The sequence below is a fragment of the Phaeodactylibacter xiamenensis genome (genome assembly GCF_965229835.1).
Taxonomy (GTDB): domain Bacteria; phylum Bacteroidota; class Bacteroidia; order Chitinophagales; family Saprospiraceae; genus Phaeodactylibacter; species Phaeodactylibacter xiamenensis.
In genome coordinates, this window is the sequence record NZ_OZ245931.1 from 5,595,799 (window position 1) to 5,611,848 (window position 16,050).

The 16,050-nt window shown below is 51.1% G+C and carries 12 protein-coding genes; 1 reads left to right on the forward strand and 11 read right to left on the reverse strand.

Annotated elements, in window-relative coordinates; all coding sequences use genetic code 11:
• Positions 1-92 precede the first annotated feature (92 nt).
• The 10 genes from ACO08I_RS21210 to ACO08I_RS21255 form a co-directional block, all read right to left on the reverse strand.
• Positions 93-1,100, reverse strand: a complete 1,008-nt coding sequence (locus tag ACO08I_RS21210; protein WP_421947010.1) for a transposase — start codon at positions 1,098-1,100, stop codon at positions 93-95.
• A complete protein-coding gene (locus tag ACO08I_RS21215; protein ID WP_421946841.1) occupies positions 1,100-1,420 on the reverse strand; it encodes a transposase in 321 nt (106 codons plus the stop codon). The genes ACO08I_RS21210 and ACO08I_RS21215 overlap by 1 nt, the downstream gene beginning before the upstream one ends.
• Positions 1,421-1,442: 22 nt before the next feature.
• Positions 1,443-1,742 (reverse strand): hypothetical protein, encoded by a 300-nt coding sequence (locus ACO08I_RS21220; RefSeq protein WP_421947011.1) that lies wholly within the window; start codon positions 1,740-1,742, stop codon positions 1,443-1,445.
• Between the two features lie 220 nt (positions 1,743-1,962).
• On the reverse strand, positions 1,963-2,373 hold the full coding sequence (locus ACO08I_RS21225) for a response regulator (protein WP_282776921.1): 411 nt from the start codon (positions 2,371-2,373) through the stop codon (positions 1,963-1,965).
• 250 nt (positions 2,374-2,623) lie between these two features.
• Complete coding sequence (locus ACO08I_RS21230; RefSeq protein WP_421947012.1) at positions 2,624-4,621, reverse strand: tetratricopeptide repeat-containing sensor histidine kinase; 1,998 nt, start codon at positions 4,619-4,621, stop codon at positions 2,624-2,626.
• A gap of 29 nt (positions 4,622-4,650) precedes the next feature.
• A complete protein-coding gene (locus ACO08I_RS21235) occupies positions 4,651-5,400 on the reverse strand; it encodes a LytR/AlgR family response regulator transcription factor (RefSeq protein WP_421947013.1) in 750 nt (249 codons plus the stop codon).
• 266 nt (positions 5,401-5,666) lie between these two features.
• On the reverse strand, positions 5,667-6,335 hold the full coding sequence (locus ACO08I_RS21240; RefSeq protein ID WP_282776927.1) for a hypothetical protein: 669 nt from the start codon (positions 6,333-6,335) through the stop codon (positions 5,667-5,669).
• A 78-nt stretch (positions 6,336-6,413) separates the two neighbouring features.
• The gene (locus tag ACO08I_RS21245) at positions 6,414-8,693 is read right to left on the reverse strand and encodes a TonB-dependent receptor (protein WP_421947014.1); all 2,280 of its coding nucleotides are present in this window, start codon (positions 8,691-8,693) and stop codon (positions 6,414-6,416) included.
• A 245-nt stretch (positions 8,694-8,938) separates the two neighbouring features.
• A complete protein-coding gene (locus tag ACO08I_RS21250; RefSeq protein WP_282776930.1) occupies positions 8,939-9,367 on the reverse strand; it encodes a hypothetical protein in 429 nt (142 codons plus the stop codon).
• A 124-nt stretch (positions 9,368-9,491) separates the two neighbouring features.
• The gene (locus ACO08I_RS21255) at positions 9,492-10,838 is read right to left on the reverse strand and encodes an ATP-binding protein (protein WP_421947015.1); all 1,347 of its coding nucleotides are present in this window, start codon (positions 10,836-10,838) and stop codon (positions 9,492-9,494) included.
• Positions 10,839-11,318: 480 nt separating this feature from the next.
• On the opposite strand from ACO08I_RS21255, the gene mscL reads away from it, so the two are divergent.
• The gene (gene mscL / locus ACO08I_RS21260) at positions 11,319-11,768 is read left to right on the forward strand and encodes a large conductance mechanosensitive channel protein MscL (protein ID WP_421947016.1); all 450 of its coding nucleotides are present in this window, start codon (positions 11,319-11,321) and stop codon (positions 11,766-11,768) included.
• A 249-nt stretch (positions 11,769-12,017) separates the two neighbouring features.
• Here the strand turns inward: mscL and purL are convergent, their stop codons facing one another.
• Positions 12,018-15,683: a phosphoribosylformylglycinamidine synthase gene (gene purL / locus ACO08I_RS21265; RefSeq protein WP_421947017.1), complete on the reverse strand. Its 3,666-nt coding sequence runs from the start codon at positions 15,681-15,683 to the stop codon at positions 12,018-12,020.
• Between the last annotated feature and the right edge of the window lie 367 nt (positions 15,684-16,050).

The window sequence follows — 16,050 nt, forward strand, 5'->3', positions numbered from 1 at the left end:
AGGTAGTAATGCGTAGGCCTACCATTACGTTTTTAATAATGAGGCCCCATCGAGGGAACCTCATTATTGCGAGGAACACCTGCTGGTTCTGATTACCCGAAGGAACAGTCATAGCGGTGTATCTCTTTCCAAGATAAAACATCCTGAAGACTTAGCCTCAATTTGAACCGAGCTTTCTTTTTATCGAAGGTTTCCATTTCGATTTGGTTATCCTCCCAGAGTGCCCAAAACATACTCGGACTGAGCATCGCTATAGAGCTATGCTGGCGATGATTATTGTAAGTCTGGTAGAACTTATTCAACCGGTTTTCCAAGTCTTTGAGCGTGTGGAAATAGGCTCCTTTCAAAGAGCTGCCTAAGGTCTTGTGAAAGCTCTCTACGTGGCCATTTTCCTCGGGCGTGTAAGGATGCGTAAAAACCTGATTAAGGTGATTGTCCCGAAAGTATTGTTGGACCATTTTACTGCAAAATTGCTTGCCATTATCATTGCGTATTTCGACGCTGATTTGAGCTTTGAGCAAGTCCGCTGGCTGCAAGTATTTCACGATGACCTGATCCCAGGCATCCTTGATCTGTTCTTGCTTCATGACGTAGCCTACAGCCCAATGTAAGGCAAAGCGAGTAAAAGTATCCAATATCGTCAGGACGTAGGCGTAGCAGGACTTTCCAGCTACCCAGACGTACTTGATATCCATTTCAATGATCCTTAATGGGCCTTGCGGGCATACTCTGCGGTACTGGACAAAATTACGCCCTTTACGTTTTCTGGCCTTACACAAAAGGCCATTTTCCTGTTCCAGCCGGTACACTTTTTTATGGTTGATATACCAACCTCGAACTTGTAAAGTAGCACTCACCAAACGATACCAATTTGGCAAATCTTTATCAGCCAAAATAGAGATAATACCGGTGACTACTTCCTCGTTACTACGACGCGTTAAGAGTTGAGTTACTGGGTCTTTGAACAGTGTCCAATGGGTGGCTTGCTTGCCTACTTTTCGGCCCGTTGGCTGATAGTATAAATCATGGCGGGTAAGCCCCGTTATCGTTAACACTTCCTCCCGCATCAAACCCAGCGACATGTATTGTTTTGCTAACATTACTTTCTCAACTCTGGGTACTTTTTTTTCAATAGCTCATCCTTTAACCGGCTTCTCAACTGCTCTTCTGCAAGCATGAGCTTGTAATGGACCAGTTCGTTTTCCAGCTCTCGTATCCGGCTCCGGTTGGCCTTAGCTACGCTATGGTCTAAGCCATCAGCACCATCAGCTTGATACTGCTTTTTCCAGTAATAGTACGTTGCAGGGTACACATCATACTTCGCCAAAGTTACTTTGACCCCATAAGCTTTAGCTTCATCCAGAATCTCCAGCTTCTCCTTTTTGCTGAATTTCCGGCCTCTGTTTTCTTGCTTTTCCATATCTAAATCTCTAAAAAAGTTTTTAGACTTTTGTCAGAGTATTTAGGGGGCTGTTACAGTACAACCGAATGGAAGTGATTTCATAGGTTCCTTGCAAATCTACCTCCCACCAGGGGTTTGTGTCCTTATCAGTATGTTGAAGGAGATCTCCCTGGCCTTCGTTTTGAACAATACCATCATTGGCAAACTGAGCGCCATTTTTGGCTTTAGTACCGTACTGGCTCGATTGCCTGGCGGGCTTATTCAATGCAACATTCGTTATTTGCCCATAAACCAGCCCAAAGCAAAAAACGAGGACGGTTGACAAAAGTATTTTTCTCATGATTAATCCGTTTAAAGGTTTAAGAAGAAGCCATACCTCTTGATAATGCTGGACAACGAAACGTATGCCTATCAATCGGTAATAAGCCGTAAAGCTTGATTCAAATTTAGCCAGTCCTACAACGGTATCTGGCGCTACCGTCCGAACGGTTCTGCTGACTGTCCGAATGGTTTTCCGGGAAAGCCGGGCGGCGCAGCGCCATTTCCTGGGGCCGATATAGTTACAGCGGTGCAGGCCATAACCCTTCCGCCACCATTCGGCTGAGCGTTGTTTCCATGCCTCTTTGCAGGTCTTTTACTTCAAAGGGCTTGGTGATGAGTGCGTAAGGGTTTAAATGAATAAGCCGTTGTAGTAGTGCTCTGTCCGTATGGGCGCTCAGAAACACAATGGGAACGCGGAAAGTCTCCTTAATGGCCCGGGCAGTGCTTAGTCCGCCTGTCATACTCCGGGTTGCTATGTTCATTAAAATGATATCCGGCCGATGACGGGCAATGGTTTTGAGCGCGTTTTCCTTCCTTGTATTGATCCCTATGACGTCGTATCCTAATTTTGAGAGTTGAAGGGATACATCAGCCGCTATAATCATTCGGCTTTCGAGGATCAGTACCTTAGGAGGCGGGTATATGGGCATGGCTATTCATTTTCCGGACGGGTGCTTACTATGTAAGCTGCTTAGATTCAAAAGAAGTAAGGTAGACGGAATGGGAAAAGGATTAAACGCGGCTGTCCGGATGGTAAGTCTCGCTGTCCGAAAGGTAGGGGAATAGGGTAGGTGCTCTCCGAAAAGAGACGACTTAGAGGAAGTCAGGATAAACCGCAGGGCTTATGTACAGGAAAATAGTATCGTCAAGGGTTTGCCGGCAACTGTGTTCAATTCACGATCAGGCTGCTGATTTTTGCTGCAGCGGGAACCGAATCACCGTAGAGGTGCCGTGCTCGGTAGACGTTTCCAGTGTTCCTCCCAGTTGAGTGGTCAGCAACTGAATGAGAAGGCTTCCAAACCCACTGTCTTTTTTTGAAACAGCCTCGGCTGCCGTGGGGTGCCCGTTATCTGCGATAAGCAGTTTTAGCAAGCCATTTTCGCCTGGTTGCAGGGTGATACGAATCTGCCCTTTCTCCTGATCCGGGAAAGCATGTTTGATGGAGTTCGTAATCAACTCATTGGTGATGAGCCCAATGGGGACTGCCGTGTCTACATCGAGTTCCAGTTCTGACATATCAATGTCCAATGCAATGTTTTCCGCCTTTTTCCCAAAGCTGTCGATGATGGTGCTGCCGATGGTTTCGAAGTAATCGCGCATTTCAATAGCGGCGAGGTTTTCGCCCTGATAGAGCTTTTGGTGGAGCAGCGCCATGGAAGCAACGCGGTTTTTACTCTCCTGTACCGCGTCAAAAGCACTTTTGTCGCTGATGCTTTCGGATTGCAGGCTGAGCAAGCTGGAGACCGTCTGCAGATTGTTTTTTACGCGGTGGTGAATCTCTTTCAGGAGGAGTTCGTTTTCCTGGTTTTTTACTCCTAATTGCGCGGTGATTCTCTTGTTTTTCCTGAAGTTGTAAAACAAGGTAAACAGTAGCCCCGCCAGCAGAGCCAAAGCGCCGAAGGTCAGGTTTTGGATTTTACTTTTTTGTGCCAACTGTTGTTCCTGGAGTGAGATCTGGGTTTCTTTTTTCTCTGTTTCGTATTTGGTGGTCAGCTCCCGGGCGATCTGGTCCTTCTCTACGGATACGATGCTATCCTTCATCATTTGGAGTTGTTCCCGGTATTTCAGCGCCTTTTCAAAATCCCCCAGCTCCCGGTATATGGTACTGAGATTGTCGATGTTCTCAAGGATATTCATATTAAACCCATACTCTATAGTCAAGGCATAGGATTTTTCCTGATAGGGCAATGCATTTTGATAATCTCCTTGTCTTCTGTAGATATCCGCAATATTGGCTAGGGTAGCGCTCATTCCACCTGGGTGGTTCAATTCCGTACAGGTTTGATTGCTTTTTTTGTACGCCTCAAGGGACTCATCATATCGCTCAAGCCATTTCAGGACATTCCCCTTAGAGTTGAGCAGGCTGGCGGTTTCAAGAGGGCTTAGATCAGCTGCTTCTGCCAGTTTTAGTGCCTTTTCAATATAAATGAGCGCCTCTTTATACTCCTCTGTTCCCAGGTAATTGTCGGCAATACTTTGATAAGCGTGGAGCATATTGGCCGTATCCTTTTGTTGTTCAAAGAGCAACAAGGCTCTTTTTGCATAGCTTACCCCTTCTTCATACCGGCCTAGATAGCCCAGCATATCTGACAGGCTTATAAAGGATTCCGCTACGCCTGTTTGGTCCTGCAAAGCTTCATAGAGGTCCAGGCCCTCCAAATAGGACTGTACTGCCTCCGCGTAATTTCCCTGGTTGGCCATTACAAACCCTTTACGGTTAAACGCTAAAGCTTGATCAGCCTGGTCACCACTTTCTTTGGCATCATTAATGATTTTATCATAAACAACCAAAGCGCTGTCGTACTTCGCCAGGTTAGTATAATTGCGGGCAATTTGAAAATCAAATTCCATTTCCCATTCCCGATCAGACATCTCCTGGGATTGTTGCTGCCCTAAAAGGGCGAGTTCCAGTGATATTAAAGGATCAAGGTCTTTATAATCATTTACCCATTTGTACAAAGAGTCCAGCCTCTCCTGTTCAGAAGGTAGGGTGGCTAAACGCTGCCGAATGCTATCGAGAAAAGCAACTAATTCTGGTGCGGGACCTTCAGCCTGCAGCGTGGTGTCGGCTTTGGGCATTTCGTAGGTAAGATATGATGCGTACAAATTCCCCAAAACGCAAAGCGAGGATAAAACCAAAAGCAGCGGGTTGCGTAAGTGCTTTACTAGCGTTTTCATGATTCAAGCAGTCTTTTTCTTGCGCTAAGTTACACCATTCTCAGCCGCTTTACTACCTCCTCCTTGGCCCTTCGGGCAATGGGGATCTGACTGGATTGGATGGTCAGGTATTCGTGGTATTCGCTGATCGCATCAATTTTTTGGAGGTTGACGACAAAAGACCTATGGACACGGATAAATTGATCAGCCGGAAGCTGGGCTTCAATATTCCGCAGCGGGACAGACAGCAAATAGCTCTCGTTTTCCGTAAACACCTTACAGTAGTTCCTGTCTGCCTCTGCGTACAGGATTTCTTTGAGCAACACCTTGACCATTTCCCCTTTAGACCGGATAAAAAGCCGGTCCTCCATAGCGGAGACATGATCGCTGGCTTCAGGCGCAGGAGCGGATTCCTCTTCCACCGCTATGCGCTGCAGAGCTAATTTGATGGTGCGTTCCAGATGGGATTTTTGGAAGGGTTTGGTGATAAACGCATAGGGCTTTGCGGTAAGCGCTTCCTGGAAAGAGGCATCATCAGCGTTAGAGGTCAGAAAGATGACCGGTACCTGAAATTTTTCAAGGACGACTTTAGCGGCTTCTATCCCATTCATCTTTCCAGACAGTACGATATCCATCAGAATGATATCCGGCCGGTTGCTTTCCAGTGTTTTTAGGGCATCCTCTGCCCGTGTGCTGATCCCAATGACTTCATAGCCCAGTTTGGTTAATTGCATGGATATATCCGCTGCAATGATCATGTCATCTTCTACCATCAGGATTTTTGGGATGCGCTCCTTCATAGTGCTGTTTGTTTACTAATGAGGCTACGCAACAAATATAATCTTTAAAAGCTTAATGCTACAGGCACTACTGTAGCACGTGTGCATAACAAATTGCACTTTTTGAATAGCTTGCCAGCATTTGCCGTTTGCCTGTCCTGGATAAGCTGGAGCAGAGCGGGAAGCTCTACCCCAGCAGCCATAGGGCTTAAATGCAGAGGGTTGCCTTTGTGTTTTGTGCAATTTGTTATACACACCTGTAGCACTAAGCCCGATAGGTATTATCCTTAATCACACGAAGTCGTCCGCTCAATATCGCAGTAAGTCGACCACCAGGGGTTAAACTGATTGTCCTTTTCATCATTGCTCATCGCCAGTAAGGCTTCTACGTCATCCCCATAGCGCAGGTGCATATGGATCGGGTCGCCGTGCGGTGAACGGGAGAGGACGTACTTAAATGCCGCACAGTCTCCGTCGTAGTCTTCTACTTTTTGGAACACATCCCAGATGGATGTCTTAGACTGCTCCGGGAAGTAATGCGGGTCTGGCCGGCTGCCGATGTACTGATAGCCGCACTCCGCCAGCTTTTGCTCCATATCGTCATGGGCGTAGAAAGCCATACGGGAGAGCGAGCCTTTGTCCTCACTGGTTTTCAGCACGAGGCGGCTGGGGTTGCGTGGGTCATTTTCCGTTAGGGAGTCGTTGGGGTTCATCCGAAACTCTCCGTTCATCGCCAGGTAGCGGAAAGCCGGGCTGCCATCTGCATTGGGGTGGGTGTGCCCGTCGCCTCCATGCCCGTGGGTGTGGGTACCTGCACCATGATCATGCGTATGTGCTGTTCCGTCGTGAGCATGGGTGTGCCCGTCTTCCGCATGAGAATGGGTACAGTAAACGATGAAAAAGGAAAGGGCTGCCAAAATCAGGGCAGCGACGATTGTACTCTTAGGGTTTTTCATATCTGCAAGGTTTGAATTTTTGTAAAAGAAAAGGGCTGAGGCTTACCGGAAGGGCCGCCTCAGCTAGGGTAGTGCGTTTTAGAAGCCGTACCGGACGCCTACACTGTAATTCCGCAGTGGAGCCGGAGCAAAAGACCGGGCATCCACGCTGCCAAATACAGACTCTGCGTAGCGGGCATTAAACAGGTTTTGGATTTCCATGAAAATCCGCCCTTCCCTCGAAGACTGCTTGTTGAAATTGTAGAAGAAGGAAAGGTGGGATACCGTATAGCCCTCGTAGGAAGCTTCGTTATCCGGCGAAATGAAGTACCGCCCCACATCCCGGAACCGGAAACGGCTGCCAAGCCCGGATGAGGTGACATAGGAAACATCCAGCGTACCGATGGTCTGAGGCACGCCAGTCAGGCCTTTGCCTTCCAGATTGTCCTCCGGATTGTTGGTGATCTCCGTCTCAATGTAGGAGAAGGTACCCGCCAGGCGCAGCCCGGGCAGGGGCGTCAGCGCTATTTTGGATTCTACCCCCATGCGGCGGGTTGCTCCGGCATTGAAAAACTCCAGAGAGCCGGGTGGGTTCTCTACGATTTCGTTGGAAGAGTCCAGGATGAAACCGGCAACATCCAACTCCAGCCAGTGATTAGGCAGGTAGGTGGCGCCTACTTCATACTGCCACAGCTGTACTGGCCCGAGGTCGAGCCCGGCTTCATATTTCAAAGCGCTATTGGGCAGCGAAAAGCCATTGGAAACACTCGCCCGCAGGTCGAACCCTTCATACAAGGTGGAGCGAACGCCTACCTTCGGGCTAACGTTGTACAGACCGTCAATTTGGTCATCCACTGCATCTTGCCCGGGGTCATTCGCTTCAAAGCTGCCGAAGTAAGTGTCATACCGCAGCCCTATGGAAGGACGGAAGTAAGGGCTGATGTCAAATTCTCCCTGTGCATAAGCCGATACGGACTGAATCGTAAACAAGCGGTCCTGTGTCTGCGCCTGACGCACCCGGTCTTCGGTGGCCCAGCGCATCCGCTCCGTTTGTTCGCTGTAGTACTCCAGGCCGGCAATCCAGTTGATGGAAATACCGGAGAACTCACTGTAGCCATTCAGGCTGGCACCGGAGGCATACACATCGCGGGTGTTGAACCGCTCCGACTGCCCGCCGGGCTGGAAGCCAAACTTAGCAAAACGGGTAAATTCCTGCTGCACCGCATACCCAAACACCAGCAGGCGAAGGTTGTCGCTAAAGCTGTGGTTGAGATCAAGGCGCTGGGTGTAAAACTGCTTATTGCCACCGTCGTTTTCCCCATTTGGGTCCTGCAGGTTCCGCCGGTCATCATCCTCAAACTGAGTTTCGGAAATGTAGCCCGGGGCATTCCACTCGCTGCTGTGGCCGCGCAGGGACAGGGCGATGTCCGTTTTATCGCTCAGATCATAAGAAAACCGGCCCGTGAGGTTGCCGCGCAGCGTTTCCGAGTTTTCGGAATACCCATCGGTGCGGAAAAGCTGGAAGGCGAGGTTGGTCTGTAGTTGGTGATCGGACGCACCGAGCGGGATGCCTTTGCCGATGGCAACCTGCGCATCAAAGGTGTTAAAAGAACCGCCGGTAACGCTTACGTCCTGATAGTTGCCGCCTTTGCGGGTCTCTAATGCCAAAGTGCCGCCCTGTGCAAACCGGCCGAACAGTACGGATGAAGGGCCCTTATAGACCTTCATCGACTTCAGGTTGAGCGGAATGAGGACGTTCAGGTCGGCATAACCATCGGAGTGGCCCTCTGCTTCGTTTAGCGAGATGCCATCGATTTCCACACCAGCCTCACCGGCGTGCCCGCCGCCGCCGAATCCGCGGATGGAGAACTGATCGGCTACGCCTCCCTGCCGGTAAGCGACGAGGTCAACGCCCGGCACCTGCTCAATCAGCCGCAGGGGCTGTTCGATATTCAGGCTTTGGATTTCCTCCTGCCCGATGATGTCAACGGTAATGGTATTGTTTTCCCGGTTGAGGGCTTCGCCACGGACGTAGATTTCGCTTAGGGAGGTTGCCGTCTGCCGGAGGGTGATGTCGACCTTTGCTGTTTGCCCGGCTGCTACTACGACGGGCTCGCTGTGGCGCTTGTACCCCACAGAACTTATGTCGAGGGTGTAGGTGCCCGGCGACAGGTTGGCAATGGTAAATTGTCCGGATTCGTTGGTGGTCGCGCCCTGGGAAGTGCCCCTTACGGCGACGTTGACGGCTACCAGCGGCCCTTCAGCATCGGATTGTATGGTGCCGCTAATATTGCCATTGGACTGACCCCAAAGCGAGGCTGTACTGAGACTGAATAGCAGGGCAAAAGTGAGTTTTATGAGTAGTTGTGTCTGTTTCACAATTATAATTTTTGACAGGCAACAGGAGGTTGCGTAGTGCATGTCCTGTTGCGTAAGGAATTGGGCCCGGGTTTTCCAGGCTTTAGAATACAGGCATGAAGGGGACCTCACAGTACCACACCCATCTTCAAGAAAAGACAGGCTGTTTTTACTGCACTACGGTAGTTTAAGCCAAGCCGATCTGACTGCAAAGCAGAGCAATTGCTTCGGCACCTTCATGAAATAGAATAAATGGACGGAATGAGTTAGTTCAGGATTCTGGGAGGCGGGCAGGGTATAAGCGGGTGGACGGACTGATAAAGCAAAAGCATGCCGACCGATAGGGCACTGAGGCTTGTCTCGGGAGCAGAAGCATAATGCATTGTGCTTAGCAGTCCGGTAAGGCTCAGCATGAGCCAGTTGAGGTGGAGGAGGCACTGCTCGGAAGCCTCCTGATCAAATGCGCTAAAGGTATCCAGTAAAAAGGTAATGGCCCCATGATGCGTATGATGGTGGCCTGCATGGTGTGCCTCTGCATGATGATGGGCATGGCCTGCACCGTGGTGATGCGTGTGCCAGTGGACTTCTTCTCCTTCAAGGGCGTGCGCTAGCCAGTGTATCAGGGCTCCGGTGCCTGCGCCAAAAATATTGACGCTAAGCACGACGAGCAGGAGATATGTGGTGGCTTTTTTCATGCGACTAAAGGAGTGTGTCTCTTTTAGTCAAGGTACGGCGATTTACCGGCAGGCGGATTAAAAACAGGGGAGATTCTTTTGCGAAAGCGGTAGATGCGGTCGTTTTAGGGCTTTTCAACCTCCGCTATTGACGATTGGCGGCCCATTTTAAGTACCCTTCCAGCTGACTCATGAGGTAGTAAGGGAGGTTGATCAAGCGGTATTCGTATCCGGCGGGTGTCCGGGCGTTCTCCACAGATACGGTGTTGTTCAAAAAACGGATGGCAAAGGGCGGTTGGCCGCGCTCCACAAACTGATGCAGGGACCGCAGCCTCCCCTGTGGCCCGGCTTTTACCTCAATCGGCAGGAGCTGCCCCTCATAGGGATAAACCAGGTCCACCTCGGCATTAGCGTTGGCTTTTTCTCTTACCCAGAAATGGGGCTTGAAATCCTGGTTGTTGTGAAGTGCAATCAACTCCTGACTCAGTAAGTGCTGCACGATAAATCCCCGGTAAAGGCTTTTTAAGTCTGTCAGGCCCAGAAACTGCGATTGGATCTGGAGGGTATGATTCAGCAACCCCGTATCAATGAACTGAAGCCGGGGGCGTTTTTTTAAGTCCGTGATGACAGGTGGCGCAAGCTGTGTGGTGGGATAAATCAAGCGAATCACTCTTGCCAGTTCGAGGTTTCGGAGGGCTTCGCCCACTTCCCTTGAGCCATAGTTGGAATGGCCAAACCCTGCAAACTTAATCCGGTCATGCTCCATTGGCGCAGACCGGATGATGTGCCGCAGGACCTGCCGTTGCGTATTGTTACCGGCGTATTTCTCGATATCGTCCAGGTAAGCCTGCCAAAGACCAGCATAGAGGGGCGCAAGACCGGACAGCGGTGCGCCATCGGTGTAACGCTGTACCACTTCGGGCATCCCGCCAAGCAGAGCATATTCATGGAACAGGATGCGCAACTTTTCGTGTGCAAAATCCGGAACGGGGATGTGCTGTAATGCCTGCAGTGCCCGATCCTCGCCTTTCCATTGCAGGAACTCCTCAAAATTGAGCGGGTGAAGATAATAGTAACTGACCCGGCCAACCGGGAAACTCCTGACTTCACCCAAAGAGAAATCGAGCAACGACCCGGCAGCAACAACATGAATATCCGGATGCTCTTCGTAAAAATAGCGTAGCAGCCGAATAGCTTGCGGGCTTTCCTGAATCTCATCAATGAAGAGTAGTATTTTTGAACCTGCACCGGAAATGTTGCGCTCGAAAAAAAGAGCCTCTATCAACTCGTTTACCTCCAGGTGCCGATGGAACAATGCCTGTATACCGGGCTTTTCAGCGTTAAGTTCAATGAAATGATCAAAGTTGCTTGCAAGCATGCGCACGAGAGTCGACTTGCCTACCTGTCGGGCTCCACGGATGAGCAACGGCTTTCGGTTCGGGCTTTCTGCCCATAGGATCAAATCTTGTAATGCCTGGCGCTTTTTGATCATAAATCCAGTTTTGTAATGAATAACCCCTTATTTGTAACAAAAGTTGTAATGAATAACCCCTTATTTATGACAAAAAGGCGTGGGGCGAACTGGCGAATCTACAGTGTGTGCTGCCCCTGCTATGATCCACAGCACCTTAGTAGTTTGACGGAAATAAAGGATATAATTTTCTTTAGGATTCGTTAAAATTCCCACACAACCTTCCTTTGGTCAGTTGTTTAGAAAATTTTAGCGAATCAAAATTAGAGTTTATTAAGGCAAGTTTTGTATAGGGTATGGATGAGTATTTTTTGCCAGATCAAAGAACGCCCGGAACCTCGTAGCCTAAGCTACGAAGGTGAGGACGAGATGCAGAGCTGGTGAAAAAGACCATTCAGAGACATACAAAATTTGCGTTAATAAACTCTATTATATCCTTTATTTTTTCTCCGTCACTTAGGGCTGTTATTACTTGTGTATTCAACTCATAAAACAAATTTCATGAAAAAAATCCTCGATGAATTTAAGGAGTTCGCAGTCAAAGGCAATATGATTGATATTGCCATCGGTGTCATCATTGGAACGGCTTTCAACCAGGTGGTAGATACGATTGTAAAGCAGATCTTTCTGCCTCCATTGTCTGTACTGACTAATGGGGTCAACCTGGAGGACAAAAAGTGGGTGCTGCAGGAAGCCGTGTACGCGGATGGAGCCGTCCAGACCGAGGCCATCGTAGTTGGTTACGGAAAGCTGATCGAGGTGTCCGTCGATTTTCTGATCATCAGCCTGGTTGTTTTTGGCGTGGTCAAGTTTATGAACCGCCTCAAAGGCAGGGCGCAGGATACCTCAGATACCACCGTAGCTACTCCACGGGATATTGAGCTGCTGAACCGGGTGACGCAGCTGCTGGAAGAGCAAAATACTTTGCTTAAAGGAAAAGCAAAGGACTAGCAGCCTGTCTGAGAGGCGCTCAATGGTCTGCGAACGGCAAATATTATTCTGCACTTCGTTGCTCATCAGTCACGTAGCTCAGGCTATGTTCCTTCTTCGCGCCTTGTTCAGAACAATATTTGCTCGCTCTCGCCGCATCAGCACATCTCCGACAGGCTGCTAGCTCCGCATAGGAAACTTCCGGACCTGCTGGGTGAAAACGAGACCTTTTGGTACCGGTAACCAGGCATTCCTAAACAGAGAAGCTACTTACCCCGCCCGGTTCACCAGCCACTCCCGCGCATTTACAAACGCCTGAATCCAGGGTGACACCTCATCCTGACGGCCAGCGGGGTAGTGCGCCCAGTTCCAGGGGAAGATGGAGCGCTCAATGTGCGGCATCGTAGCCAGGTGGCGGCCATCGGCACTGACGAGCATGGCGGTGTTATAGGCACTGCCGTTTGGGTTGGCGGGATAGGCTTCGTACCCGTACTTCGCAATGATGTTGTAATCGGTTTCAGCGCCCTTTAGGTCAAATTTACCCTCGCCGTGAGAAATCCAAACGCCCAGGGTACTACCCTCCAGATTGGACAGCATCACAGAGTTGTTATTGCCAATTTTTACGGAAGTGAAACCGCTTTCGTGCTTGTGGGAATCATTAAAGTCCATCAGCGGGTGCGGATCCTGTTCCGGGTAGATGAGCCCGAGCTCCATGAATAGCTGACAGCCGTTGCAAATGCCCACCGAGAGCACATCCTCGCGTGCGAAGAAGTCTTCCAATGCCTTTTTGGCCAGCTCGTTGTACTTGAAGGTGCCCGCCCAGCCTTTGGCAGAGCCCAGTACATCGGAATTAGAGAAGCCGCCTACGGCGCCCAGGAATTGGATGTCTTCCAGCGTCTCCCTGCCAGTCATCAGGTCGGTCATGTGCACGTCCCGGACTTCAAAGCCAGCCAGGTACAGCGCGTGAGCCAGCTCGCGTTCGGAGTTGCTACCCTTTTCGCGCAGGATGGCGGCTTTGGGTTTGTGGGCATTCTCTTTTAGCTCCGGCAGTTGGCCGCTGAAATGGCTGGGGAATTGGTACTGTAGCGGCTGTTTTTTGTAATTGGCGTAGCGCGAATCAGCCAGCCCGTTGGCCGTTTGCTTTTGGTCGAGCAGCCAGGAGGTTTCGTACCAGGCGTCCCGGAGTTTGGGGATGTCGAAGGTGTGCTGCTCCTCACCATTTTGGATGCGCAAAGCATCTCCGGCCGTTACTGTGCCGATGCGGTGGCAGGGGATGGGGAAGTCGGCAAGCGCGGCGGCACTTTCTTCATCTCTGAGCTGCAAGACTACACCGGCATTTTCTGCAAACAAAACCTTGACGGTATCGGGCTCCCCGAGTACACTTAGGTCAAGGTCGGTGGCAAGGCTATTGTCGGCGAAGCACATTTCCAGCAGAGTGGTGATCAGACCGCCGGAGGCTACGTCATGCCCGGCAACGACGGCTCCGCTTTTTATCAAGTCCTGTAGTGCATTGAAGGTATTCGCCAGCTTTTGAGCATCCTTTACGTCGGGCCCTTTTGAGCCGATCTTATTGCGGGCCTGCGCAAAGGAGCTGCCGCCGAGGTGGAAGTCATCCTGCGAAAGGTTGAGGTAGTACACCGGGCCAGCGTCCTTTTGGAATACCGGCTCAACAACCTTATTGATATCCGAGCAAACGCCTACCCCGGAAATGATCACCGTACCCGGCGCCAGTACATCCCCATCCGGGTACTTCTGTTTCATGGAAAGGGAGTCTTTGCCCGTAGGCACGTTGATGCCAAGTTCTATGCAAAAGTCAGACACGGCCTGCACCGCTTCGTACAGGCGGGCGTCTTCCCCCTCGTTGCGGCAGGGCCACATCCAGTTGGCAGAAAGGGAAACGGACTTCAGCCCTTCCTCCAGCGGTGCCCAGACGATATTGGTCAGTGCTTCAGCAATGGCATTTCTGGAACCGGCTTTCGGGTCGATCAGGGCATTGACCGGAGCGTGCCCGATGGAAGTAGCGACGCCGTGTGGAGTGTCGTACCCCAGCGCCATAACGCCGCAGTTGTTTAGGGGTAGTTGCAGTGGGCCGGCGCACTGTTGTTTGGCCACCAGGCCTCCCACACAGCGGTCTACCTTATTGGTCAGCCAGTCTTTGCAGGCCACGGCTTCCAGGCGGAGTACCTGCTCCAGGTATTCCTGAATCCTGTCAGGGTCATAGTCTACGGCCTCGTACTGCCGCTCCACGGTCTGATCTTCCATGATGGTCTTCGGAGAGCTGCCAAAGAGGTCCGCCAGGTCGAGGTCCAGCGGTTTCTCAGCTCTGGATGCGGAAACGGCCGAGAAGCGCATATCGCCGGTCACTTCACCGACCACGTACATGGGGGCGCGCTCCCGCTCTGCGATTTTTTGCAAAAGCAGGATATCCTCTGCAGCAACGATCAGACCCATGCGTTCCTGAGACTCATTGCCAAGGATTTCCTTAGCCGAGAGAGTGGGGTCGCCTATGGGCAGGGCGTCAAGGTCGATACGGCCGCCGGTTTCTTCCACCAATTCGGAAAAGCAGTTGAGGTGGCCCCCTGCGCCGTGGTCGTGAATGGCAATGATGGGGTTCTTAACGCTTTCCACGAGGTTGCGTATGGTATTGGCAACGCGCTTTTGCATTTCCGGGTTGGAACGCTGCACGGCATTCAGGGTGATACCCGTGTCGAAAGCACCGGTATCGGCTGAGGAAACGGCGGCGCCACCCATACCAATGCGGTAGTTATCGCCACCCAGCAGCACGATTTTATCGCCTTTCCGGGGCGTTTGTTTCAGGGCCTGATCGAGGATGCCCGAGCCCACGCCCCCGGCCAGCATGATGACTTTGTCAAAGCCCAGTTGGCGGGCGTGCTCAGCGTGCTCGAAGGTGAGCAGAGAGCCGGCAATCAGGGGTTGCCCAAACTTGTTACCAAAATCAGAAGCCCCGTTAGAAGCTTTGATCAGGATATCCATAGGCGTTTGGTAGAGCCATTTCCGCTCGGGCATGGCTTTTTCCCAGGGGCGGTTCTCCATCAGGCGGGAGTAGGCGGTCATGTACACCGCTGTTCCGGCCAGGGGCAGCGAGCCGATGCCACCTGCCATACGGTCCCGGATTTCCCCTCCGCTGCCAGTGGCCGCCCCGTTGAAAGGCTCCACCGTGGTCGGGAAGTTGTGGGTTTCGGCTTTGAGCGAGACCACAGTATCCACGTCTTTTTTGCTATAGCTGGAAGGTTCGTCCGGGCGCTCGGGCGCAAATTGGCGGAGCTGTGGGCCCTTTAGGAAGGCTACGTTGTCCTTGTAGGCTGAGACGATGCTGTTGGGGTGGGCTTTGGAAGTCTTCCGGATCATAGCGAACAGGGAGTCCGGCTGTTCCTGCCCGTCGATCACGAAGGTGCCGTTGAAAATCTTGTGGCGGCAGTGCTCGCTGTTGATTTGCGAAAAGCCGAAGACCTCCGAGTCGGTCAGCTTGCGGCCAATGCGCTCCGCCACTTCTTCCAGATAAGCGACTTCTTCCTCGCTGAGCGCTAATCCTTCGGCGGTATTATAAGCTGCGATATCCTCAATGGGGCGGATAGGCTCCGGTTGGATATTTATGGTGAACAGCTGCTGATCGAGCCTGTCGAAGCGTTGCTTCAGCATAGGGTCGAAGGGCGCAGTTGCCGAAAAAGGCGTGTACTGCTCTATTCTCCGGATGCCGCTGATGCCCATATTTTGGGTGATCTCCACGGCGTTGGTACTCCAGGGAGAGACCATTGCCGCCCGCGGCCCAATGAATTGTCCTTCAATAGCCGGTCCTTCCAGCTTAGACTGATTACCAAAGAGCCATGTGAGCTTGGTCACATCGCTGTCGGTGAGTGTGGCTGTAGCCTGAACGGCAAAAAGGATTCGTTGGGGGTCTCCGAAGAAGTGGATCATCAGCTTATGGATTTAACATTTGCGCAAAGAGACGGAAACAAAATGAGTTAGACCGTTTGAGGTTTTGCGAAATTTTATAAGCAACTGAAGACTTGGAAGTTGCGTTAAAATATCGCAAAAGCCTAAATAAAGAACGGTCTAACTCATTTCCGTCAGACTACAAAGGTCGCTTGTTCGGGTTAAATTCCCAAGGTTTTGTGGTGGGGAGTTGGGATTTCTCTCCGGGCCGCAGCCATTGCGAAGTGAAGGGCTTTTTTATTTGCTTTTTCTTACGATATTGAGTTTGTATTATACTGACGATTAAGTGGTTTGCCACAGCAAACCTACTCAATGTCAGCATTTACGCTGAGAAGTGGCTTGCGCTTGT

Bases quoted from the DNA above. Each gene is read 5' to 3' on its own strand.
- ACO08I_RS21250 (WP_282776930.1), bottom strand. From the start codon at position 9,367: ATGAAAAAAGCCACCACATATCTCCTGCTCGTCGTGCTTAGCGTCAAT.
- ACO08I_RS21230 (WP_421947012.1), bottom strand. From the start codon at position 4,621: ATGAAAACGCTAGTAAAGCACTTACGCAACCCGCTGCTTTTGGTTTTA.
- purL (WP_421947017.1), bottom strand. From the start codon at position 15,683: ATGATCCACTTCTTCGGAGACCCCCAACGAATCCTTTTTGCCGTTCAG.
- ACO08I_RS21240 (WP_282776927.1), bottom strand. From the start codon at position 6,335: ATGAAAAACCCTAAGAGTACAATCGTCGCTGCCCTGATTTTGGCAGCC.
- ACO08I_RS21220 (WP_421947011.1), bottom strand. From the start codon at position 1,742: ATGAGAAAAATACTTTTGTCAACCGTCCTCGTTTTTTGCTTTGGGCTG.
- mscL (WP_421947016.1), top strand. From the start codon at position 11,319: ATGAAAAAAATCCTCGATGAATTTAAGGAGTTCGCAGTCAAAGGCAAT.
- ACO08I_RS21235 (WP_421947013.1), bottom strand. From the start codon at position 5,400: ATGAAGGAGCGCATCCCAAAAATCCTGATGGTAGAAGATGACATGATC.
- ACO08I_RS21210 (WP_421947010.1), bottom strand. From the start codon at position 1,100: ATGTTAGCAAAACAATACATGTCGCTGGGTTTGATGCGGGAGGAAGTG.
- ACO08I_RS21225 (WP_282776921.1), bottom strand. From the start codon at position 2,373: ATGCCCATATACCCGCCTCCTAAGGTACTGATCCTCGAAAGCCGAATG.
- ACO08I_RS21255 (WP_421947015.1), bottom strand. From the start codon at position 10,838: ATGATCAAAAAGCGCCAGGCATTACAAGATTTGATCCTATGGGCAGAA.
- ACO08I_RS21215 (WP_421946841.1), bottom strand. From the start codon at position 1,420: ATGGAAAAGCAAGAAAACAGAGGCCGGAAATTCAGCAAAAAGGAGAAG.